The sequence below is a fragment of the Thermoanaerobaculia bacterium genome, from assembly GCA_018057705.1.
Classification (GTDB): Bacteria; Acidobacteriota; Thermoanaerobaculia; order Multivoradales; family JAGPDF01; genus JAGPDF01.
This window is the reverse complement of sequence record JAGPDF010000058.1, coordinates 1-21,367: the sequence shown is the minus strand read 5'-3', so window position 1 is coordinate 21,367 and position 21,367 is coordinate 1. Positions and strand designations below refer to the sequence as shown.

Sequence of the window (21,367 nt, the reverse complement as noted above, 5' to 3'; positions counted from 1 at the left end):
GCAGCCCGGGCGCTCCGCTAGGATGCACCAGTGCACCCTACTGTCCTGCGCCGTCTCCGCACGAGCGTTCTCCTCACGGCCTTTCCTGGCGCCCTGCTTGGCCAGACGACCGGCAATCCGGCAGCGACCGGCGGCTTGCCGCCGATCGCCTGCGTCGCGGCGGTGCGCGACGCCCGAATCGCCGACGCCCGTGGCGACTCGGCTGGCAGAGCTGCGGCCCGCCAGGTGCTCGAAGGCGCCATCGATCTTCCCGGATGTGAGCTGCCGGCACTCTCGGGCCTGCTGCATCTCCTGCGCGCGCACCCACAGAGCACGGCGCGGGCGCAAGAGCTGCGGGACCGCCTCGCCCAACGCCTCGCCGATCCGGCGACCGAGCTCCCCCAGGGTCTCCTGACCCAACTGGCCCGCATCGGCGCCGAGGAGAAGGAGCCCGATGGCGACGAAAGGCTCCTCGCTGCGCTCCGGAGCCGGGTCGCCGGCACCCTGGCCGCCGGCGGACCGCCCGCTGGATCGCCCGGCGGACCGTCGCTGCCCCCGGCCGAGCTCGCCGAGATCCTCGAGGTTTCCGCCGACCTCGAGCAACGGCTCGGTCGGGACGAAGCGGCACGGGCGACGCTCGACCGACTCCTCGAGGTCGCACCGACCTACGGCCTGCGCTGGCGTGCGCTCCTCTACGACCTCGCACACAAACGCTGGCAGAGCGCCGCCGACCTCCTGGCGCCGATGATCGCCGACCCCGAGGCGACCGACGCGGCGCGCATGTACTACGTCAGCGCGCTCGCTCACCTCGGCCGCTACGACGAGATGCTCGTCCAGCTGGAGGCCCTCGCGCCCCCGCCGCCGACACCCGAAACGCTGGCGGCCCGCGAGCGGCCGAACGCGGATGGGGTCGGCAAGCCGCTCGTCCTGCCCTCCAGTTCCAGCCTTCCGCCCACTGGATTCGCCAGCCTCCTCGCGAGCTCCGCCTGGGCGCTGCGCGACGCCGGACGCGACGACGAAGCGGCGAAGCTCTTCCGCCGCGTGCTCGTCTACGCCCCTGAAGACAAGGAGGCGCAGCAGGTGCTGCTGCACCTCTACGGCACCGCCGAGGAGCGCGCCGCCGCAGCGGCAGCGAACGCCGCCCGGCGGCAGGAGGAGAGCGACCCACTGGCCCTCTTCGAAGAGGGCAGCGACCTCCTGGGCGCCGGTGACGCCGCCGGAGCGCGGGAGCTCCTCGCCCGCGCGGCTCCGGGTTTAGGCGACACCCACTACGCCGAATCGGCCTGGTACAACCTCGGCACCGCAGCCTTCAAGCTCGAACGCTGGGAGGAGTCCGCCCGCGCCTTCGCCGAGGCGATCGCGGTCAACGGCGAGCGCACCGAGAGCCACTGGAAGCGCGGGATTGCGCTCTTTCACCTCGGCCAATGGCGCGACGCAGTGGCGGAGCTCCAGCGCACCCTCGCGCTCTCGCCCGACAAGCACGACGCCCACTACTACCTGGCGAGTTGCTATCAACAACTCGGCGACGCGGCCGCCGCGGCGCGCGAGAGCGCGCTGTTCAACAAGCCGCGCTGACTTCCCGCTCAGAAGGACTTGACGTACTGGCGGAACGCCGCGTCGGCCGCCTCCGGATCGCCGTAGAGCGTGCGGAAGGCGGCGCCCGGAGGATAGCCCTCGGCGAGATAGAGCAACAGCTGCGGAAAGCGGTCGGCGGACCAACCGGTGCCGCCGTCGCGGAGGTAGTGCACCAGCAGCCAGGAGGAGGCGTAGAAGAGGGCGCGATCCTCACCGTAGAAGATCTCTGGCGAAGCCTCGAGCATCTGCTTCACTCCGAGACCTTCACCACGGCGCAGGGCTTCTCGCGCATCTTCGAGCCGCTCGCCGGCGCCGGTCTGAAAGGCCACGACCCGCCCGCCCTCGAAGGCGAACTTCCGCGCGAAGGTCTTGCCTGGCTTCAGGCGTCCCTTCTGAATGGCCGAATTGCCGACGTACTCGGCGAAGCCCTCGCCCAACCAGCGTGGCAGCGCGACTCCCGGGCGAAGGATGTGACGATCGACGAAGGCATGCGTCGCTTCGTGCAGAAGGATGTTCAGCACGTATTCGGAGGTCGACTGTTCGAGATGAAAGGCGATGAGTCCGGCCGGGTGGTAGAAACCTGCCGAGTTCTCGAACAGCGCGCTCGCGGCGATGAATGCCTGGTACTGCGCCTGGGTGCGAAAGGCGAAGACCTGGACCTTGAACGGCTCGGCCTGCAGCTCAATTCCCGGAAGAATCTCGCTGGCCAGGACGTTGAAGATCGCCTCGAGGTTCCCGGCCACCGTCGCAGCGACGCGCTCCTCGTCGGCGTCGCTGCGCACGACGAAGCGCGGCGTCGCCGCCTCACGGGCGCGCTTGGGGTCGAGGTAGCCGATCGCCGTTCGCGTCTCCGCTTCGAGAAGCTTGCGACGGTGGGCCACGGGCAAACCGAGGACGGCCGCCCGGCGCTGCTCGGCGTCGGCGCCGACCAGCGGCGCGAGGGTCTGGAAGACCACCTCCGCAAGCTCGGCCTTGGCCGGGAAGCGCACCCGCCAGTCGAGGGTGCTCGCGACCGGACGGCCATTTTCGGTCGCCGGCGCGAAGCGCCAGGAGGAGAACGTCTCGACCACGCGATCGCGAAACAGTGCGTCGTAGTCACTCGCCGGCGTGATGGAGAGGACCTCGACGGCGGTCACGACCCCGCGCGGATCGATCGAGAGTTTCGCCGCCACTTCGGGCGCGAGGCCCAAGCCGGCGGCCTCGTCGGGGACCAGAAGCGGCGGGGTGTGCAGGGCGAATGGGCCGTCCGCGGCGAGCGGCGCCGCAAGCGCGCCCCAATTGAAAAGGCAGACGCAGCAGGCGAGGGCACGCAGAGCGAAGGCTCGGCCGGAAGGCATGGCGTCGCATGATAGCGGTTCGCCGACGGTTCACCGGCGCGCGGCCGCGCCGCTTCGCTAGAATCCCCTTCACTTCTCTGCTCTACGCACTTGCGGCCACCAGGCCGGCGAAAGAGGTCTGCTGATGATCGGGACGGAGCTCGCGCACTATCGGATCACCGCCAAGCTGGGCGAGGGGGGCATGGGCGAGGTCTGGCGCGCCACGGATTCCAAGCTCGGGCGCGAGGTCGCGATCAAGGTCCTGCCGGAGTCCTTCTCCAGCGATCCCGAGCGCCTGGCGCGTTTCGAGCGCGAGGCGAAGGTCCTGGCCAGTCTCAACCATCCGCACATCGCGGCGATCTACGGCCTCGAGGAGGTCGGGGGCGGAAAGGCGCTGGTCCTCGAACTGGTCGAGGGGCCGACGCTCGGCGAACGTCTGGCGCAGGGGCAGCTCCCGTTCGAAGAGGCGCTCACGATCGCCCGCCAGATCGCCGAGGCGCTCGAAGAGGCGCACGAGAAGGGGATCGTCCATCGCGACTTGAAACCCGCGAACGTCAAGCTCACCGCCGGCGGCAAGGTGAAGGTGCTCGACTTCGGCCTCGCGAAGGCGCTCGATCCGATGACCAGCTCGGGCTCCTCGGCGTCGCAGCTCGCCCATTCGCCGACCCTGTCGCTCGGCGCGACGATGCAGGGGGTGATCCTCGGCACCGCCGCCTACATGAGCCCGGAGCAGGCGCGCGGCGCCAACGCCGACCGCCGCGCCGATGTCTGGGCGTTCGGCGTCGTGCTGTTCGAGATGCTCTCCGGCCGCACACTCTTCGCCGGCCCGACGGTGTCCGACACCCTGGCTTCGGTGCTCAAGGAGGAGCCCGATCTGGCGCAGCTTCCGCCATCGACGCCGGCACGGATCCGGCGGCTCCTCGAACGCTGCCTGCGCAAGGACGCCCAGCAGCGGCTGCACTCGATCGCCGACGCCCGGATCATGATCGAGGAGGTGCAGCGCGGCGAGGTCGACGAGCCTGGAACGGGCTCGGGGACGGCGGTCGCGCAGCGGCCCCGTTGGCAGGTGGCGGCGGCGTTGGCGCTCGCGGCGCTCGCCGGCGGCGCCCTCTTCGCGCTCGTCGCCCGCATCGGCGCACCCGCGCCGGCAGCGCCGCGCGTCGTGCGCTTCGACCTGCCGCAACCCGCCGATCTGATGGTCGTCGGCGCGCCGAAAGTCTCGCCCGACGGCCGCCATATTGCTTTCGACGGCCGCGACAAGGCCGGCAAGGTCCAGATCTGGCTGCGCTCTCTCGACGAGAGCGTCGCCCGTCCGCTCGCCGGGACGGAGAACGTCAAGACGGCCGGCCGGCCTTTCTGGTCGCCGGACAGCCGCTACCTCGCCTATTTCTCCGCCGACAAGCTGATCAAGATTCCGATCGAAGGCGGGCCGGCGCAGAAGATCTGCGACGCCGACGGCGCCGACGGCAGCTGGAGCGAGCAGGGACTCATCCTCTTCGACGGCACGGCAACCGCGCCGCTCATGAGCGTGCCGGCGTCGGGCGGCGTGCCGAAGCCGGTCATCGCCGCCCGCGATGGCGAGGCCGGGATGACCTTCGGCTGGCCGCAGTTTCTGCCTGGGGGAGAGCGCTTCCTCTACGTCGCCGGTGATTCCAGCGAGGAGCTCGAGGGCATCTGGATGGCGAAGGCCGACGGCACCGACCGGCGGCGCGTGGTCCCGGGGCTCTCGCGCGCCGAATACGCGCCGCCCGGTTGGCTCCTCTTCGTGCGCGATTCCACGCTGGTGGCACAACGCTTCGACGCCGGCACTGGCAAAGTCTCCGGCGAGCCGATCCCGGTGGCGGACGGACTGACGGTGAGCACCGTCGGACTCGCCGAGTTCTCGGCCTCGCTCGATGGCGTCCTCGCCTTCCGCACCTCGGGCGCCGTCGGCGAGCAGCTGGCCTACCTCGACCGCCGGGGAGGTCGCGACACCGTTGCCGTGGAGAGTGGACTCGTCGGTCACCCCGCCTTCTCGCCCGACGGGCGCTGGCTCGCCTTCGACAAGCGCAGCGAGGGCGGCCAGCCCGACATCTGGCTGCGCGACCTGCGGCGCGGCGTGAGCTCGCGCTTCACGACGGCTCCCGTGGGCGACTTCGCCCCGCTCTTCTCGCCCGACGGCGAACGTCTCTACTTCGGACGCGAGGCGGAGGGTGGCAAGTCGACGCTCATGGTCCGGCCGCTCGCGGTCGGAAGCGAGACCGAGCTCCACACCGCCGAAGGCGTCATGGCCGCGCTCGCGGTAACTCCCGACGAGAAGCAGCTCGTCTTCGCAAAAATGGTGGGCGGCGCCTACGACCTCTTCGCGCTCGACCTCTCGGCCGGCAACCGCGTCACGCCGATCACCGAGACACCGGGCTTCGCCGAGTTCCGCGCCGACCTCTCGCCCGACGGCCGCTGGCTCGCCCTGCAGTCGGACGAGTCCGGCGTCGCCGAGATCTACGTCCAGCCGTTTCCGGGCCCCGGCCGCCGCTGGCAGCTCTCGACCGGCGGCGGTTTCTTCCCGGTCTGGAGCCGGGGCGGCAACGAGATCTTCTTTCGCGACGGCCAGGGCCAGCTGTCGCACGTTGCCGTCACCGCGGGCGCTGAGTTCGACGCCGGCGTCCCCGAGGTTCTCTTTCCCCTGGCGATCGGGACCGGCAACTCGGTGCGAAAGTTCGTCGTGACTCCCGACGGCCAGCGCTTCCTGGCGCAGGTCCCCACCTCCGAGGCGGGCAAGCCGACCAGCGTCATCGTCGGCTGGGACGCCAACCTCCCACACTGACCCTGCGGTCGACGTCCAGGAACACGGGAGCTCCGGCATGAACGACAAAGTCAACCTCGCAGGGGCCCTCGCCACCTTCACCGGGCACTGGCAGCCGCGCGTCGTCGCGCAGTACAACGGCAACGACCTCATGGTGGCGAAGGTCCAGGGGGAGTTCGTCTGGCACAGGCACGACGAGACCGACGACTGCTTTCTGGTGCTGGCCGGGAATCTGACGATTCAGCTCCGCGATCGGGACGTCCATCTCGGCCCGGGCGAGCTCTTCGTGGTCCCCCGGGGGGTCGAGCACCGCCCGGTCGCGGCGGAAGAGGTTCATCTTCTGCTCATCGAGCCGACCGGCACGCCGAATACCGGCGATCCGTCGACCGCCGCGCCGCGGCGGGTGATCCCGTGAGCCGGCGGAAGGCCGGCCGCACGCTCCTGCTGCTCGCCGGAGTCACTCTGGCGTTCCCTGCGGCGGCACCCGCCGACTTGATCGTGCTCCAGGACGGGCAGACGATCGAGACCCGCGGCCCCGTGAAGCTCGAGAGCCGGCGGGCGGTCTACACCGACCTCTCCGGCCGCCTCGTCGCGCTGCGTATCGAGGAGGTCGATGTCGCGCGCACGACCGCCCCGGCCACCCCGCCGAAGGGGCTCGCCACGGCCCCGGCGCCGGACCCCACCGTCGCCCCACCCAAGGCGCCCGTGCTGCGGCTGACCGACGCCGACGTCGGACACATCGAGGATCGGGCCGGCGCCGACGCGCTCGGCGCCGCGCCGGCGCCACCGGCGCCAGTCGTGACGCTCTACTCGACCACCTGGTGCGGCTGGTGCCGCAAGAGCCGGCAGCTCCTGCAGTCGCTCGGCATCGCCTTCGTCGAGCGGGACGTCGAAAGCGACCCGCGCGCCGCCGCCGAGAAGTCCCGCCTCGCCCCCGGCTCCGGCGTCCCGGTCCTCGTCCGCGGCGGCGAAGTCGTACGCGGCTTCAGCGAAGCGACCATCCGCTCCTGGGCGCCGGCCGCGAAGCCCGGGACGAGCTGAGCCTGCCTGCGCGATATGATTCTTCGTCCATGACGACGGGGACTTCGCAGGGCACGCAGGGGTCGCGGATACTGGAATCGTTCCGGCGCTGGGGGTATCTCGCGGCGGATCTCGATCCGCTCGGCCGGCTGCCGCCGGCCGGGCCGGCGGAGCTCGCGGTGGGTGGTGAGGAGGCCGAGGCGGCGCGCCGGATCTACTGCGGCACGCTCGCGGTCGAGTTCATGCACATTCCCGAGGCTGAGCGCCGCGCCTGGATCGCCGAGCGCATGGAGGCACCGGCCCCGTCTGTCGACCGGCAGCGGCTGCTCGAGCAGCTGGTCCGCTCCGAAGTCTTCGAGGAGACGATCCAGACACGCTACATCGGCTCGAAGCGCTTCTCGATCGAAGGCGTCGCGGCGCTCATCCCGCTGCTCATCACGGCGATCGAGGAGTGTGCCGAAGACGGCGCCGACCAGGCGATGATCGCCATGAGCCACCGCGGGCGGTTGAATGTCATGACCCAGGTCGTCGGCCGGACGCCGGTCGAGATCTTCGCCGGCTTCGAGGACGTCGACCCGCGGAGCGTCCTCGGCTCCGGCGATGTCAAATACCACCTCGGCGCGACCGGCACGCTGACGACGCCCAGCGGCAAGCGGGTCCGCCTTCATCTCAACTCCAATCCGAGCCACCTCGAAGTCGTGAGCTCGGTCGCCATGGGGCGGATGCGCGCCAAGCTCACCCGCGACGGCGACGTCTCCGGCCGCAAGATCGTGCCGCTGCTGCTGCACGGCGACTCGGCCTTCGCCGGCCAGGGGATCGCCGCCGAGACGCTCAACTTCGCCGCGCTCGACGGCTTCGAGGTCGGTGGCGCGCTGCAGATCGTGGTCAACAACCTGATCGGCTTCACCACCGAGCCCGCGGCCTACAACTCGACCCGCTACGCGACCGACGTCGCGCGCCGCCTGCCGGTGCCGATCTTCCACGTCAACGCCGAGGATCCGGAGGCGGTCGTTCGCGCCGCCAACATCGCGGTCGACTACCGGTTCGCCTTCGGCAGCGACGTGGTGATCGACCTCATCGGCTACCGCCGCTACGGCCACAGCGAAGTCGATGACCCGACCGTCACTCAGCCGCTGCTCTACCGCCGGATCAAGGAGCGGCCGCAACTCTGGAAGAGCTACGCCCAGCGCATCGGCGTCTTGCCGGAGGAGGCCCAGGCGGCGGCCGAGAGCTACAAGCAGACCCTGATCGCGGCGCAGAAAGAGGCCATGGGGCTCACCAAGGCGCCGGTGCTGCGCGAGCTCCCGGGCTACTGGGCGGGTTTCCACGGCGGACCGTACTCGCCCAAGCTCGAGGTCGACACCGGTCTGCCGGCCGCCGATATCGACCGCCTCGGTCTCGGCATCACGGCGACGCCGCACGGCTTCCATCTTCATCCCAAGGTCGAGAAGCTCCTCGACGAGCGCCGGCGGATGTCGGCCGGCGAGAAGCCGATCGACTACGGGATGGCCGAAGCGCTCGCCTTCGCGTCGCTCGTCGAGAACGGCATTCCCGTGCGTCTCTCGGGGCAGGACAGCCGGCGCGGCACGTTCAACCATCGGCATGCGGCGCTGATCGACGTCGAGAACGAGTCGATCCACCTGCCGCTCGCCGCCATGGCGCACGCCGGGGCGTTCTTCGAGATCTACGACTCGATGCTCTCCGAGGCTGCCGTGATGGGCTTCGAGTACGGTTTCTCGCGCGACTACCCGGAGGCGCTGGTGCTCTGGGAGGCCCAGTTCGGCGACTTCGCCAACGGCGCCCAGATCGTCATCGACCAGTTCCTCGCCGCCGCCGAGGACAAGTGGCAGCTGCTCTCCGGCCTGGTGCTGCTGCTGCCGCACGGCTTCGAGGGCCAGGGCCCCGAGCACTCCTCGGCGCGCATCGAGCGCTACCTGCAGCTCGCCGGCGAGGACAACATGCAGATCTGCCAGCCCTCGACCTCGGCGCAGTACTTCCACCTCCTGCGCCGGCAGGCGCTGCGCAAGTGGCGCAAGCCCCTCGTCGTCTTCACTCCGAAGTCGATGCTGCGCAACGCCGACGCGGCGTCGCCCGTCGAGGCGTTCGCGCGGCCACGCTTCGAAAACCTGCTGCGCGATCGCGAGGTCCACGAGGCCCGGCGCCTGCTCCTCGCCTCCGGCAAGATCCTCCACGAGCTGCGTGCCGAGCGCAAACGGCGACACATCACCGACATCGCCATCCTCGGCCTCGAGCAGATCTACCCGTTCCCCGAAGCCGAGCTCGCGATCGAGCTCGAGCGCTACGCCTCGGCGCGCGAAGTCCTTTGGGTGCAGGAGGAGCCGGCCAACATGGGCGCCTTCAGCTTCGTCGATCCGCTCCTCGATCACACCGCCCGGGGAAAGCGCGTCCGCTCCGTGAAGCGCTCGGCCTCCGCCTCCCCCGCGACCGGCTCGGCCAAGGCCCATGCCCTCGAGCAGAAGACCCTGATCCAGCTAGCCTTCGCGTAGAACGAACCGCCGAGGCGCTCACAAACGCTGGCTGGAGCCGGGGCGACCGCGACGCTGTTTGTAAGTCAGGACGATGCGGTCGAGTCCTCGAACGGCTCCATGTGCACGAGCACTCCGATCACCGTCGGCTCCACCGCGCGAATCGCCGACTTCACCCTGCCGGAGAGGATGTGCGCGTCGTGCAGCGACAGCGTCGGCTCCGCCTGGACATGGAGATCGACATAGAGCGAGAGCCCCGCGCGGCGCGCCCGGAGCTTCTCGATCGCGAGGACGCCCGGCACCGCGGTCGCCGCGGCAGCGATGCGCTCGACGACCGCGAGCTCGGGAGCGCGGTCCATCAGCTCCTCGAGCGCCGGGCGCAGGATGAGCACGCCGTTGATGGCGATGACCACCGCCGCGACCAGCGCCGCCCAGTCGTCGGCCTCGGGGATTCCCGTCCACAGCGCTACCGTGATGCCGACGGCCGCCGCCGCGGAGGTGATCGCGTCCGAGCGGTGGTGCCAGGCGTCGGCCCGCACGGCGCCGCTCTGCACCTGGGCGCCGACCGCGAGGACCGAGCGGAAGAGCGTCTCCTTGACCACCACCACGCCGAGCAGCACGATCAGCGTGAACGGCGCCGGCAAATGGTGGGGCGAGCGGATCTCCTGGATCGACTCGAAAGTGATGAGGCCCGCCGCCACGACCAGCATCAGCCCGACCGCTGCGGCGGCCATCGGCTCGGCCTTGCCGTAGCCGAACGGATAGCGCTCGTCGGCCGAGCGCGCCGAGACCCGGAGGCCCCGCCAGACGAAAATCGACGAGAAGACGTCGCCCGACGACTCGATCGCGTCGGCGATCAGGGCGTAGGAGTGCCCGAAGATGCCGGCCAGGAGCTTGATGATCGCCAGGAAGGCGTTGACGAGCAGGCCGAGCTTGGCCGTGCGGGTGCCGCGCTCGAGACGCTGCGAGAGCCCGTGGGGAGCCTCCGGGGCGCCCGGCGACGGCCCTGGCACTGGCCCGGTCATGAGCGGCTCAAGTTGTGATGAGTCAAGAAGTTACTTCCGGAAGGAAGATGGTTGGGACGCAGGGATTCGAACCCCGATTCTGCGGTTCAGAGCCGCATGTCCTACCGTTGAACGACGTCCCAAACGCCCGAAGAGACTAGCCTGCGGGGGCGAGTCGGGTCAAGCTGGAGGCCGCTCCGAGAGGTTCCCAAAGCTCCTGAAGAGGTCCGTTGTGGCGATCCGAACGCTTCCTCTCGGGGTCCTGTCTGGCCCGTATCGCGGCGGTTCCGGGGACACATAGCGGCTTCGGCGCCCGTGGCCCGCCTGGGCTCCCGAGCGGCCGCAATGTGTCCCCCACTTCCTTTGGAGAGAAGCGGCTGTCCGTCAGGGGCGCTCTGGCGCTCGGGATCCAAAGTGGGCGACCACGCCTCAAATAGGAGCCCGCTTTGGATCCCGAGTGCCAGAGTGACCCCCATCACCGGAAAATCGTGACAGTTACCATTTTCTGCGCGGCTGGGGTGGCGGCCACGGGTCGTTCGCTCATTAGAGAAATGGGTAACTGTCACGAATTTTTCCTCGAAGCCGAGGAACGCCTCTAAAGCTGACCCGAGGCGAACTCGCCGCGGGCGAGGCGGGCCTGGTAGGCCGGGTCGGCGTAGCGGTCGAGGTGGAACTCGGCGGCGTATTCGGGCAGGGTGCCGCCGGTGAGGGTGGCGCCCAGGAGCTCGGCCGCTGCGGCGGCGGCCATGATGCCGTAGCCGGAAAGCCCGCAGAGGAGTTGATACCCCTCGACCGGAGTGGGGCCGACCAGCAGCCGGTTCTCGCTCGTCTTGCAGTAGTAGCCGCCGTCGACGAACGGGCGGCGCATCCGGTCGCCCAGGTAGACGCCGAAGCCGGGCACCATCCGGGCCAGCGCGCGCAGCGCCACCTCCGGGTACCAGGGGTCGAACTTCGGCGGCCAGACGGGGGCGAGGGCGTCGAGGTGGTAGGTGAAGAGCAGCAGGATCATCCGGCTGTCGCGCCCGCCCTCCGGCCGGAAGTGCACCCCGCCCGGGAGCGGCCGGGTGAGATGGGCGAGATCGGGATCGGCGGCGAGTTCGGCGCGCTCCTCCTCCCCCCAATCGAGGGTCACCGGATCGCACCAGATCATCAGCGGCAGCTCGCGCGGCACGATCTGCTCGGAGTCCTCGAGGTAGATCTTGCCGTGAAGCTCGTTAAGAAGCGGCAGGTCCAGCCCGGCGAGTCGCCCGACCTCCGGAGCGAGTGGGCCGGCCGCGTTGACGAGCGTGCCGGTCGCGATCCTGTCGACCGAGCCGGTCGGCCCGGCGATCTCGACGCCGGTGACCCGGCCCGACTCGACGTCGACCGACGTCAGCCGACCCTCGACGAGCTCGACCCCGGCATCCCGCGCCTGCTCGAGCATCCACATGCCGAGCTGCTGCGCCGCGAGCCAGCCGCAGCGCCGCGGCAGGAGCGCCGCGATCGTCGCCGGATTCAGAAACGGGTAGCGGCATTGAATCGTCTGCGGATCGAGGAGGAGATCGGCGCCGCCGATCGACGGATCGAGCTTGTCGTAGGGCGCCTCGGGGAAGAGCGGATCGGACATCTCGCCGCGATGGATACGCAGGTCGCCGGCGCCGAGCGCCGAGATCTCGCGTGCCGTGCGCTCGAGCCCGGCGGCGCGCTCCGGCTCGGCGGTGAAGTAGGCGTAGCCGTTGCGGTTCATCGCGAAGCGGTCGCCGCTCGCCTCGGACATCTCCTCGAGGAGATCGATGCTCCGGTCCATGAAACGGACCATGGTCGTGCCCGGCCCCGGCCACCAGTTGCGGTAGCACTCGGTCGACTTGTCGCTGGTGAGGGTGAGCGGCGGCAGTGGATCGACGAGCACGATGCGCTGCGACTTGCCGAGCCCGCGGCGCACCGCGAGCTCATAGGCGACGGCGACGCCGCCGATCCCGGCCCCACAGATGACGATGTCGGCGGTGTCCATCATGGCGCCGATCTTCGCATCTCCGGGGAGCTGCCAGCTAGGGCTGTTTCTGCGTCTTCGCCCAGCTGTCGCGGAGAGTGGTGATGCGGTTGAAGACCGGGCGGCCGATGCCGTTCTCGCCGGGGGTGTGGTCCTTCTGGTCGGTGACGAAGTAGCCGGTGCGCTCGAACTGGACCCGGGTGCCGGGGGGGAGGGCGGCGAGCGACGGCTCGACCTTGACCGCTTCGAGGATCTCGAGCGACTTCGGGTTCACCGTCTGCAGGAAGTCGACGCCCTCCGGCACATCGTCCGGGTCGGCCTGCGCGAACAGATGATCGTAGATCCGCACCTCGGCGTCGACGGCGTGCTGCGCCGAGACCCAGTGGATCGTGCCCTGGATCTTCCGGCCGTCGGCGGGCGTGCCGCCGCGCGAGTCGGGGTCGTGGGTGCACTTCAACTCGACGATCCTGCCGGTAGCGTCCTTCACCACCTCTTCACAGCGGATGATGTAGGCCCAGCGCAGCCGCACCTCGCGGCCCGGGGCGAGGCGGAAGAACTTCTTCGGCGGATCCTCCAGGAAGTCGTCGCGATCGATCCAGAGCTCGCGCGAGAACGGGACCAGGCGGGTGCCCGCCGCCGGATCCTCCGGGTTGTTGACCGCTTCGAGCTCGTCGACTTTGCCCTCGGGGTAGTCGATGAGCGTGATCTTGACCGGATCGAGCACCGCCATGCGGCGCTCGGCGCTCTTGTTGAGCTCCTCGCGCACGCAGTGCTCGAGCAGCTGATAGTCGACCACCGACTCCTGCTTGGTGACCCCGATGCGCTCGCAGAAGTCGCGCAGGGCGGCCGGAGGAATGCCGCGGCGCCGGATGCCGGCGAGGGTGGGCATGCGCGGATCGTCCCAGCCCGAGACCGCCTTCTCGGTCACCAGCCGCAGGAGCTTCCTCTTCGACAGCACCGTGTGCGTGACGTTCAGGCGCGCGAATTCGATCTGGCGCGGGGGATAGATGCCGAGCGCCTCGATGAACCAGTCGTAGAGCGGGCGATGATCCTCGAACTCGAGGGTGCAGATCGAATGGGTGATCATCTCGAGCGAATCGGACTGTCCGTGCGCCCAGTCATACATCGGGTAGATGCACCACGTGTCGCCGGTCCGGTGATGGCTCGCATGCAGGATGCGGTACATCACGGGGTCGCGCAGGTTGATGTTGCCCGACGTCATGTCGATCTTCGCCCGCAGCACACGAGCGCCGTCCGGGAACTCGCCGGCGCGCATCCGCCGGAAGAGGTCGAGGTTCTCTTCGACGCTCCGGTCGCGGTACGGGCTCTCCTCGCCGGGCGCCGTCCAGACGCCGCGGTGGGCGCTGATCTGCTCGGCCGACGAGTCGTCGACGAACGCCTTGCCGGCGACGATCAGCTGCTCGGCCCAGGCGTAGAGCTGCTCGAAGTAGTCCGAGGCGTAGAACTCGCGCTCGCCCCAGTCGAAGCCCAGCCAGCGCACGTCCTCGCGGATGGCGCGGACGTATTCGTCCTCCTCGGTCGTCGGGTTGGTGTCGTCGAAACGGAGGTTCGTGAGGCCGCCGTGCTCGGCGGCGAGCCCGAAGTTCAGGCAGATCGACTTGGCGTGACCCAGATGCAGATAGCCGTTGGGTTCCGGCGGGAAGCGAGTCTGGATGCTGGTGTGCTTCCCTGAGGCCAGGTCGGCCTCGACGATGTCGGCGATGAAGTGTCTGCCCATTTGGATCAACTCACTTCCGGGGGAATCGCAGGCGCCTCGAGCACGCGGAGGGTCCGCGCCAGCCGGGCGAGAACGCGCTCTCGCCCGAGCAGAGCAAGAATATCGAACAGGCCGAAGCCGACCGGCTTGCCGGCGACCGCGACGCGCACCGCGTGGACGATCGCGCCCAGGCCGAGGCCGCGCCCGGCGACGAAATCGGTCAGGAGCTTCTCGACCGCGGCGGCGTCGAAGGCGGCGTCCGCCGGCAAAGCCGCGATCGCGGCAGCCAGCTCGGCGAGGAGCTCCGGTGCCCCGGCCGCCCCCCGGATCCGCTTGTCGAACGCCTTCGGGTCGTAGGCGAGCGCTTCGTCAGCGACGAAGAACTCGTCGTAGTCGAGGATGTCGCCGGAGACCTTGATGCGGTCAGAGGCCGCCGCGACGATGCCGCGCACGCGCTCGCGGTCGGCTTCGGAGGCGGGGGGCGGGATCCAGCCGGCCTGCTCGACGTAGGGCAGCACGAGGCGCAGACGCTCCTCGACCGGCAGCGCCTGCATGTAGCGCTCCTGGAACGAGACGAGCTTCTTCGGATCGAAGCTCGCCGCCGCCTTGTTGACCCGTTCGAGCGAGAAGTGCGCGATCTGCTCGGCGGGAGTGAGCATCTCTGTCCGGTCGTCGAGCGACCAGCCGAGCAGCAGTAGATAGTTGAGGATCGCCTCGGGCAGGAAGCCGGCGATGCGGTAGAAGTCGGTGATCACCGGATTGAAGGTCTCGGGCGAGACTTCGAGGCCGAGCCGGTCGGCGATCCGGCGGCCGTGCTGGTAGAGCTCGGCGAACTCCGGGTTCTTCAGGTACTTGTCGAGTTTGCGCTTCGAGAGCTTGACGCGGCTCCCCGGCTCGGCCACGACCGGAAGATGGGCGAACTGCGGGAGGGGCGCGCCCAGTCCTTCGAAGATGAAAATCTGGCGCGGGGTGTTGGGCAGATGCTCCTCGGCGCGGATGACGTGGGTAATCGCCATTTCGACGTCGTCGACGACGCTTGCGAGGTGGTAGAGGCAGGTGCCGTCGGCGCGCTGGATGACGTGGTCGGCCTCGGCGGACCACTCACTCTCGACCGTGCCACGCACGCTGTCGTCGATCCGGCAGACCCCCTCGCGCGGCATCCTGAGCCGCACTGCGGAGGTCCGTCCCTCGGCTTCGAATCGCGCCCGGTCGGCATCCGACTCGGCCGCCCAACGGCGGCTCGCGACATAGGGGCGTTTCGCGGCCTCGGCCTCGGCGCGCTCGGCCTGCGTCTCCTCGGGCCGCGCATAGTCGCGGTAAGCGAAGCCGCCGGCGAGGAGCTTCTCGACCGCCTTCTGGTAGAGCGCCAGACGCTCGGACTGGTAGTAGGGGGCGTGCGGACCGCCGACCTCGGCGCCCTCGTCCCAGTCGATCCCCAGCCAACGGAAGCCGTCGAGGATCGGCGCCAGCGCGTCGGCGAGATTCCTCTGCGTGTCGGTGTCGTCGACCCGCAGGATGAACTTGCCGCCGTGGTGGCGGGCGAAGAGCCAGTTGAAGAGCGCTGTCCTCACCCCGCCGATGTGCAGGTAGCCGGTGGGCGAGGGAGCGAAGCGGACGCGGGGAGCTGCCGAAGGCGGAGCGGAGAGGGTCACGGCCGGGCTCTTTTCAGGGCATGGAGCGCGCTCGACGTCCTCATCTCGATCGCCGTCGGGCGGAGCTCGGAGAATTGGCGGAGAGGGAGGGATTCGAACCCTCGATACAGGTTGACCCCGTATGACGGTTTAGCAAACCGTTGCCTTAAGCCACTCGGCCACCTCTCCGCGCGCCAGACTAGGCCCGCGGATCTTACGGGCTTGCGGGCGGTGGAGTCAAAGCGCTGCGAGCAGGGGACACATAGCGGCTGAACCGCCCGCGGGCTTCCTGAGCTCTCGAGCGGCCGCAATATGTCCCCAACTCTCGCCAGCCACCCCTCGTCGGTAGAGCTGAGAGAAGCAGCTGCAAGGAAGCGTTTGCCTGGGGCGCTCCGGCGCTCGGGATCCGAAGTGGGCGGGGAAATTCGTGACAGTTACCTATTTCCTGACGCTGCGAGCCGGGACTCTCGCGGCGGTCGGAAAGGGAAATAGGTAACTGTCACGAATTTCCCGCTTTGGATCCCGAGTGCCGGAGTGCCCCCACCCCCAAAGCATCGAATAGACTTCCCCCCTTATGCCCAGCACTTCTCTGCGCGAAACCGGCGCCGTCGACCAGCTCGCGATCAACACGCTGCGTTTCCTCGCCGTCGACATGGTCGAGAAGGCGAAATCGGGTCACCCCGGCGCGCCGCTCGGCCAGGCGCCGATGGCCTACCTCCTCTGGACCCGGTACCTCCGCCACGACCCGGCCGATCCGCACTGGCCGAACCGCGACCGCTTCGTCCTGTCGTGCGGCCATGCCTCGGCTCTGCTCTACAGCCTGCTGCACCTAGCGGGCTACGACTTGTCCGTAGCCGAGCTCGAGCGCTTCCGACAGCTCGACTCGAAGACCCCCGGGCATCCTGAATTCGGCCACACGCCGGGCGTCGAGACGACGACCGGCCCACTCGGCCAGGGCTTCGCTACCGCCGTCGGCATGGCGGTCGCGCGCGAGCAGCTCGCGGCGCGCTTCGCGGAGGGTGGCAAGCCGCTCTTCGACTACCGCACCTGGGTCCTGGCCTCCGATGGCGATCTCATGGAGGGCGTCGCCAGCGAAGCGGCCTCACTCGCCGGGCATCTGCGACTCGGCAGCCTCAAGGTGCTCTACGATTCGAACCGCATTTCGATCGACGGCTCGACCGATCTCGCCTTCACCGAACAGGTCGATCGCCGCTTCGCGGCCTATGGTTGGAACGTGATCGAAGTCGTCGACGGCAACGATCTTGCGGCGCTCGGCGCAGCCATGGCCGCCGCCGAGACGGAAAGCCGGCGCCCGACCCTGATCGTCGTGCGCACCCACATCGGCTTCGGCAGCCCGAACAAGCAGGACAGCGCCGACTCCCACGGCGCCCCGCTCGGCGCCGAGGAGACCCGGCTGACCAAGGCAGCGCTCGGCTGGCCGGCCGAACCGGCCTTTCTGATCCCCCCCGAGGCGCGCGCGTCGTTCGCCGCCGCCGCCGGCCGCGGAGCGGCGGCCTCGCGCGCCTGGGACGAGCGTCGCGTCCGCTTCGCTGCGTCCGAGCCGGACCTCGCGGCCGAGCTCGAGCGCCGCAGCACGCGCGCCCTTCCGGAGGCCTGGGAGGCAGCCCTGCCGCGTTACACGGCGGCCGACAAAGCGCTCGCCACCCGCGCCGTCTCGGGGAAGGTCCTGCAGGCGATCGCGCCCGTTCTGCCCGAGCTCCTCGGCGGCTCGGCCGACCTCGCGGAGTCGAACAACACGCTGCTCGCCGGCGAAGAGAGCTTCTCCTCGGCCGCGCCCGCGGGCCGGAACCTGCGCTTCGGGGTACGCGAACACGCCATGGGCGCCATTCTGTCGGGCCTCGCGCTCACCGGCCTCTTCCGGCCCTACGGCGGGACCTTCCTGATTTTCTCCGACTACATGCGGCCGTCGATCCGCCTGGCGGCCCTCATGCGGCAGCCGGTCATCTACGTCTTCACTCACGATTCGATCTTTCTCGGCGAAGACGGCCCGACCCACCAGCCGATCGATCAGCTGGCGTCGCTCCGCGCCATTCCGGGGCTCGTCGTCCTGCGTCCTTCGGACGCCTGCGAAACCGTCGCCGCCTGGCAGGTGGCGATCGAGCGGACAGACGGCCCTACGGTGCTCGCCCTCAGCCGGCAGAAGCTGCCGATTCTCCCGGCGAGCGCCGAACGCGCCGGCGCCGGAGTCCGCCGGGGGGGCTACGTCCTCTACGAAACACCCGGCGGCGAACCGGAGCTCCTGCTCATCGCTACCGGTTCCGAGGTTTCTCTGGCGATGGCGGGCCTCGAGCTTCTGGAGGCGGAAGGCCGGCGAGTCCGGCTCGTTTCTCTGCCCTCCTGGGAGCTCTTCGCGCAGCAGGATGCTGGCTACCGCGAATCGGTACTGCCGGCGGGCATTCCCACCCGACTGGCGGTCGAAGCCGCCTCGCCGCTCGGCTGGGAGCGCTTCGTCGGGCTTCATGGCACGATTCTCGCTATGGAGGGGTTCGGGGCTTCGGCTCCCGCCGAGGACCTCGCCCGGCATTTCGGCTTCACCCCCGAAGTCCTTGCGGCCAGGGCCCGGGATCTGCTCTCGAGAGCGGCGCTTTCGGGGGCCTGATCGCTGCGCAGGTGCGCCTTTTGTGCTATTCTCCCTTCGTCCGCAGCAGGCAGGGAGGTCCAGTTTCGGGGACTGTTCCGCCCGATGCGCCAAGTCCGAACCGCCGGAAACCCACAGCAACATAAAACTTAGCAACTGCCTCAGGAGGGATTCAAAATCATGCGTAACTCGAAGCTGGCACTGTTGGGAGTCGCCGTATTCGCCATGACCTTGGCCACCGGCTGCGCGAAGCCGCCGCAGGTCGAGATCGACGCCGTCAAGGCCTCGCTCGCCTCGGTCGAAGCCGATGCGTCGAAGTACGCCGCTGACGGCTGGAACAAGGCCCAGCAGGCTGTGAACGCCGTGAACGCCGAGACCGAGGCGCAGGCGAACAAGTTCGCGCTGTTCCGCTCCTACACCAAGTCGAAGGAGCTCATCGCCGCGGCCAACCAGGCCATCACCGAGGCGAAGGACGGCGCAGCCGCCGCCAAGGAAGCCGCCAAGACCGCCGCGAACGACGGTCTCACCGCTGCCAAGGCCGCGCTCGACGCCGCCAACACCGCGATGGCCGACCTCGGCAAGTGCAAGCGTCAGCCCAAGGACTTCAAGAAGGACATGGAGATGATGAAGGGCAACTACGACGGTCTCGCCGCGCAGGTGGGTGGCATCGAGAGCGCGATCGCTTCCGAGGATTACCTCGGCGCGAAGGCCCAGGCGGATTCGCTCAAGAGCTCGGCCGACACGCTGGTCACCGACCTCCAGGGCGCCAAAGTCAAGATTAAGTGCTAATAGCTTTTCGTCTCCGTATCAAACGACCGGCTACGGGTTTCCGTCGCCGGTCGTTTCTTTTCGGGGCGACGGCCCTCTTCGTCGCCTTCGTCTTGCCGTCGGCGATTCCGCAGAGCGCCGCCCGACCCTTCGACCCGACCACCTCACGCGCCGCCGCCTTTCGCGCCGCGAGCGCACTGCGGGCACCGATGCCCGCCGCAGCCCGCCAGGTGGACCGCCTGATCGCCCAGGCCGAGGTGATCACCGCCGACGAGCTCTCCGCCCCGGTCTGGGATCGGAGTCCCGGCCGGATCGAGACCTCCTGGCTGCGGGTTCTCGCGACCGCTCGCGCCTCGCTCGCGGACCTGCGGACGCGGGAGAACGCCAGCGAGAAGCGCTGGCTCGAGCTCGCCCCCGGACTCGCCGCCGACGTTCGGCGCGCCATTGTGGAGTCGAACGAGGCCGGGGTCGGCAGGCGCGAAATCTCCGCCGCCAAGCAGGCCAGCCTCAAATGGGAGCTCGCCCAGCACTTCGCCAGCCAGGGCGCCTTCGATCGAGCACTCGAGGAGGCCGAAGCCGCGCGCGCCTTCAACAGCGTCGTCCGCACCAGCTTCGACTCGCTGCACTCGCGCTTCGCCGAGGCGAAGAACCTTCGCAGGTGGAAGCAGATGGTCAACGAGACCATCGCGCGCTCGAAGGCCGAGGGAGGGACGGCGCTGATCGTCGACAAGCTGAAGCGCAAGCTCCACGTCTATTCCGCGGGCAACCGCATCGCCACCTTCGACGCCGAGCTCGGCTCCAAGGGGCTGAAGCAGAAGCTGCACTCAGGGGACCAGGCCACCCCCGAGGGGCGCTACCGGGTGACCGAGGCGCGCGGCCCGGGTCGGACGAAGTACTACAAGGCTCTGCTCATCGACTATCCGAATGCCGAGGATCGCGCCCGCTACGCCTTCGGGAAGAAGTCGGGCCAGGTCCCGCTGCGCGCCGGAATCGGCAATCTGATCGAGATCCACGGCGACGGCGGGCAGGGCCGGGACTGGACCGACGGCTGCGTCGCGCTCACCGATCGCGACATGGACAAAGTCTTCGCGCGCTCCCGGGTGGGGACGCCGGTGACGATCGTAGGCACCTTCTAGATAGGATCCCCTCCGTGATCTCGAATCCGACGCCTCCAATGGGCTACGAACCCCGTGAGCGCACTCTCCCGGCGCCGCCACCACCCCCGCCCCCCGGCCGCAGCTGGCGCTGGCTGCGCCTCCTCGGAGTCCTGGTGCTGGCCTTAGGCATCGTCGGGACCGGAACGGCGCTCGGCCTGGCGCGCTACGGCGGCGCCTACACCGCCCACGACTTCGCTACCCGGCTCGAGCTGCCCGACCCGTCGAAGGTCAAGGGCGATCCCGCGGTGAAGGCCGAGAAGCTCGCCACCCGCCTGGCGGCGCTGCCCCCGAAGGATGTCTACGTCGTCGTCGACACCCACCACAACCGGCTGCGGGTCTACCGCGGTGGCGAGCTCCTGCGGGACGCCCTCTGCTCCACCGGCTCGGGCATTCGTCTGCGCGATCCCCGCGACGGCAGGGAGTGGTTCTTCGACACGCCGCAGGGCGAGTTCCGGATCCTCCGCAAGCAGAAGAACCCGCTGTGGATCAAGCCCGACTGGGCGTTCATCGAAGAGGGCTACCTGCCGCCCAAGAACGCACGCGACCGGGTCGACGATTTCTCGCTCGGCGACTACGGGCTCTACATGCGCGACGGGTACATCATCCACGGCACCATCTTCAAGACGCTGCTCGGCAAGCGGGTGACGCACGGCTGCATCCGGCTCGGCGACGAGGACCTGAAGTTCGTCTATGACACCGTCCCGACCAATGCGCGCGTCTATCTCTTCTAGGTTGCAGGCGGCTTGCGCGGCCTGCGCCCTGGCGCTGGCGCTCGCCGGTGGTCTCCCGGCGCAGACTCCGGCAGCAGCGCCCGACCGCGCCGCGCTCGTCCGTTTGCGCACCGTCGAGTTCGAGACTGCGCTGGCGCGTGAGCCGAAGATCTACCTCGTGCTCGACCCCTCCGCCCGCCACCTCGACATCAAGTCGCGGGCCATGGTCCTCGAGCGCGTCGCGATCGATGCCCTCCTGCTGCTCGAATTCGAGCCGCTCTTTTCGAAGGCGGAGAGCCCCGAGCTCTCCGCGCCGACGCTGTGGAAGGTCACCCAGGGGCCGGGCGACACCGACCGCGAGACGATCGCACCGGTCGAGCTCAGGCCCTACTCGGAAGAAGAGGAGAAGGAAGAGCCGGCACCCGCCGCGCCCGCCGGGGCCGCGACCCCGGCGCCGAAGAAGCCGGACGAGACGATGATTCCGTCGTCCTACCGCGCGACGCTCGACAACGGCTGGCAGCTCTACGTCACCGGCGAAGCGCCCCGGTCGACCTTCTTCCGGCGTTTCGTCGCCTCGGTCCGCGACGGCTGGAAGCGGCTGCGCGGCGAGGAGCCGGAACACCCGCCGCTGATCACGCTGGTCGTCGCCCCTGC

At 69.4% G+C, this 21,367-nt stretch carries 15 protein-coding genes and 2 tRNA genes; 10 read left to right on the top strand and 7 right to left on the bottom strand.

The annotated features are described in order from the left end of the window. Nucleotides 1–30 precede the first annotated feature (30 nt). The gene (locus KBI44_15715) at nucleotides 31–1,554 is read left to right on the top strand and encodes a tetratricopeptide repeat protein (GenBank protein MBP9145927.1); all 1,524 of its coding nucleotides are present in this window, start codon (nucleotides 31–33) and stop codon (nucleotides 1,552–1,554) included. Between the two features lie 8 nt (nucleotides 1,555–1,562). Here the strand turns inward: KBI44_15715 and KBI44_15710 are convergent, their stop codons facing one another. Then, on the bottom strand, nucleotides 1,563–2,891 hold the full coding sequence (locus KBI44_15710; protein ID MBP9145926.1) for an energy transducer TonB: 1,329 nt from the start codon (nucleotides 2,889–2,891) through the stop codon (nucleotides 1,563–1,565). A gap of 124 nt (nucleotides 2,892–3,015) precedes the next feature. Between KBI44_15710 and KBI44_15705 the strand changes: the two genes are divergently transcribed. Genes KBI44_15705 through KBI44_15690 form a run of 4 tightly spaced genes read left to right on the top strand, consistent with a single transcriptional unit; the run spans nucleotide 3,016 to nucleotide 9,179 of the window. Continuing rightward, nucleotides 3,016–5,673, top strand: a complete 2,658-nt coding sequence (locus KBI44_15705) for a serine/threonine-protein kinase (GenBank protein ID MBP9145925.1) — start codon at nucleotides 3,016–3,018, stop codon at nucleotides 5,671–5,673. A 37-nt stretch (nucleotides 5,674–5,710) separates the two neighbouring features. Further along, nucleotides 5,711–6,067 (top strand): cupin domain-containing protein, encoded by a 357-nt coding sequence (locus tag KBI44_15700; protein ID MBP9145924.1) that lies wholly within the window; start codon nucleotides 5,711–5,713, stop codon nucleotides 6,065–6,067. Beyond that, nucleotides 6,064–6,693: a glutaredoxin family protein gene (locus tag KBI44_15695; protein MBP9145923.1), complete on the top strand. Its 630-nt coding sequence runs from the start codon at nucleotides 6,064–6,066 to the stop codon at nucleotides 6,691–6,693. Before KBI44_15700 ends, KBI44_15695 begins: the two co-directional genes overlap by 4 nt. Nucleotides 6,694–6,722: 29 nt before the next feature. Beyond that, nucleotides 6,723–9,179 carry a 2-oxoglutarate dehydrogenase E1 component gene (locus KBI44_15690; GenBank protein ID MBP9145922.1) on the top strand — a complete coding sequence of 819 codons (2,457 nt, stop codon included), beginning with the start codon at nucleotides 6,723–6,725 and terminating at the stop codon, nucleotides 9,177–9,179. 65 nt (nucleotides 9,180–9,244) lie between these two features. On the opposite strand, the gene KBI44_15685 is transcribed toward KBI44_15690, so the two are convergent. The 6 genes from KBI44_15685 to KBI44_15660 form a co-directional block, all read right to left on the bottom strand. Continuing rightward, the gene (locus KBI44_15685; protein ID MBP9145921.1) at nucleotides 9,245–10,183 is read right to left on the bottom strand and encodes a cation transporter; all 939 of its coding nucleotides are present in this window, start codon (nucleotides 10,181–10,183) and stop codon (nucleotides 9,245–9,247) included. 48 nt (nucleotides 10,184–10,231) lie between these two features. Next, nucleotides 10,232–10,305 (bottom strand) — tRNA-Gln (locus KBI44_15680). A gap of 452 nt (nucleotides 10,306–10,757) precedes the next feature. Beyond that, nucleotides 10,758–12,152, bottom strand: coding sequence for an FAD-binding oxidoreductase (locus tag KBI44_15675; GenBank protein ID MBP9145920.1), 1,395 nt, complete (start codon nucleotides 12,150–12,152; stop codon nucleotides 10,758–10,760). Between the two features lie 37 nt (nucleotides 12,153–12,189). Continuing rightward, nucleotides 12,190–13,869 carry a glutamine--tRNA ligase/YqeY domain fusion protein gene (locus KBI44_15670; GenBank protein MBP9145919.1) on the bottom strand — a complete coding sequence of 560 codons (1,680 nt, stop codon included), beginning with the start codon at nucleotides 13,867–13,869 and terminating at the stop codon, nucleotides 12,190–12,192. A 5-nt stretch (nucleotides 13,870–13,874) separates the two neighbouring features. Beyond that, complete coding sequence (gltX, locus tag KBI44_15665) at nucleotides 13,875–15,500, bottom strand: glutamate--tRNA ligase (protein ID MBP9145918.1); 1,626 nt, start codon at nucleotides 15,498–15,500, stop codon at nucleotides 13,875–13,877. Between the two features lie 75 nt (nucleotides 15,501–15,575). Next, nucleotides 15,576–15,668, bottom strand: a tRNA-Ser gene (locus tag KBI44_15660). A 385-nt stretch (nucleotides 15,669–16,053) separates the two neighbouring features. Here KBI44_15660 and tkt point away from each other — a divergent pair. The 5 genes from tkt to KBI44_15635 all read left to right on the top strand — a co-directional run. Then, on the top strand, nucleotides 16,054–18,099 hold the full coding sequence (gene tkt, locus KBI44_15655; GenBank protein ID MBP9145917.1) for a transketolase: 2,046 nt from the start codon (nucleotides 16,054–16,056) through the stop codon (nucleotides 18,097–18,099). A gap of 159 nt (nucleotides 18,100–18,258) precedes the next feature. Next, nucleotides 18,259–18,867, top strand: a complete 609-nt coding sequence (locus tag KBI44_15650) for a hypothetical protein (protein ID MBP9145916.1) — start codon at nucleotides 18,259–18,261, stop codon at nucleotides 18,865–18,867. A gap of 92 nt (nucleotides 18,868–18,959) precedes the next feature. Continuing rightward, the gene (locus KBI44_15645) at nucleotides 18,960–19,982 is read left to right on the top strand and encodes a L,D-transpeptidase family protein (protein ID MBP9145915.1); all 1,023 of its coding nucleotides are present in this window, start codon (nucleotides 18,960–18,962) and stop codon (nucleotides 19,980–19,982) included. A 14-nt stretch (nucleotides 19,983–19,996) separates the two neighbouring features. Further along, nucleotides 19,997–20,734: a L,D-transpeptidase gene (locus KBI44_15640; protein ID MBP9145914.1), complete on the top strand. Its 738-nt coding sequence runs from the start codon at nucleotides 19,997–19,999 to the stop codon at nucleotides 20,732–20,734. Between the two features lies 1 nt (nucleotide 20,735). Next, the coding region (locus tag KBI44_15635) for a hypothetical protein (protein MBP9145913.1) at nucleotides 20,736–21,367 on the top strand (632 nt) is incomplete at its 3' end.

Bases quoted from the DNA above. Each gene is read 5' to 3' on its own strand.
- KBI44_15675 (MBP9145920.1), bottom strand. From the start codon at position 12,152: ATGGACACCGCCGACATCGTCATCTGTGGGGCCGGGATCGGCGGCGTC.
- KBI44_15690 (MBP9145922.1), top strand. From the start codon at position 6,723: ATGACGACGGGGACTTCGCAGGGCACGCAGGGGTCGCGGATACTGGAA.
- KBI44_15710 (MBP9145926.1), bottom strand. From the start codon at position 2,891: ATGCCTTCCGGCCGAGCCTTCGCTCTGCGTGCCCTCGCCTGCTGCGTC.
- KBI44_15670 (MBP9145919.1), bottom strand. From the start codon at position 13,869: ATGGGCAGACACTTCATCGCCGACATCGTCGAGGCCGACCTGGCCTCA.
- KBI44_15700 (MBP9145924.1), top strand. From the start codon at position 5,711: ATGAACGACAAAGTCAACCTCGCAGGGGCCCTCGCCACCTTCACCGGG.
- tkt (MBP9145917.1), top strand. From the start codon at position 16,054: ATGCCCAGCACTTCTCTGCGCGAAACCGGCGCCGTCGACCAGCTCGCG.
- KBI44_15705 (MBP9145925.1), top strand. From the start codon at position 3,016: ATGATCGGGACGGAGCTCGCGCACTATCGGATCACCGCCAAGCTGGGC.
- KBI44_15650 (MBP9145916.1), top strand. From the start codon at position 18,259: ATGCGTAACTCGAAGCTGGCACTGTTGGGAGTCGCCGTATTCGCCATG.
- KBI44_15685 (MBP9145921.1), bottom strand. From the start codon at position 10,183: ATGACCGGGCCAGTGCCAGGGCCGTCGCCGGGCGCCCCGGAGGCTCCC.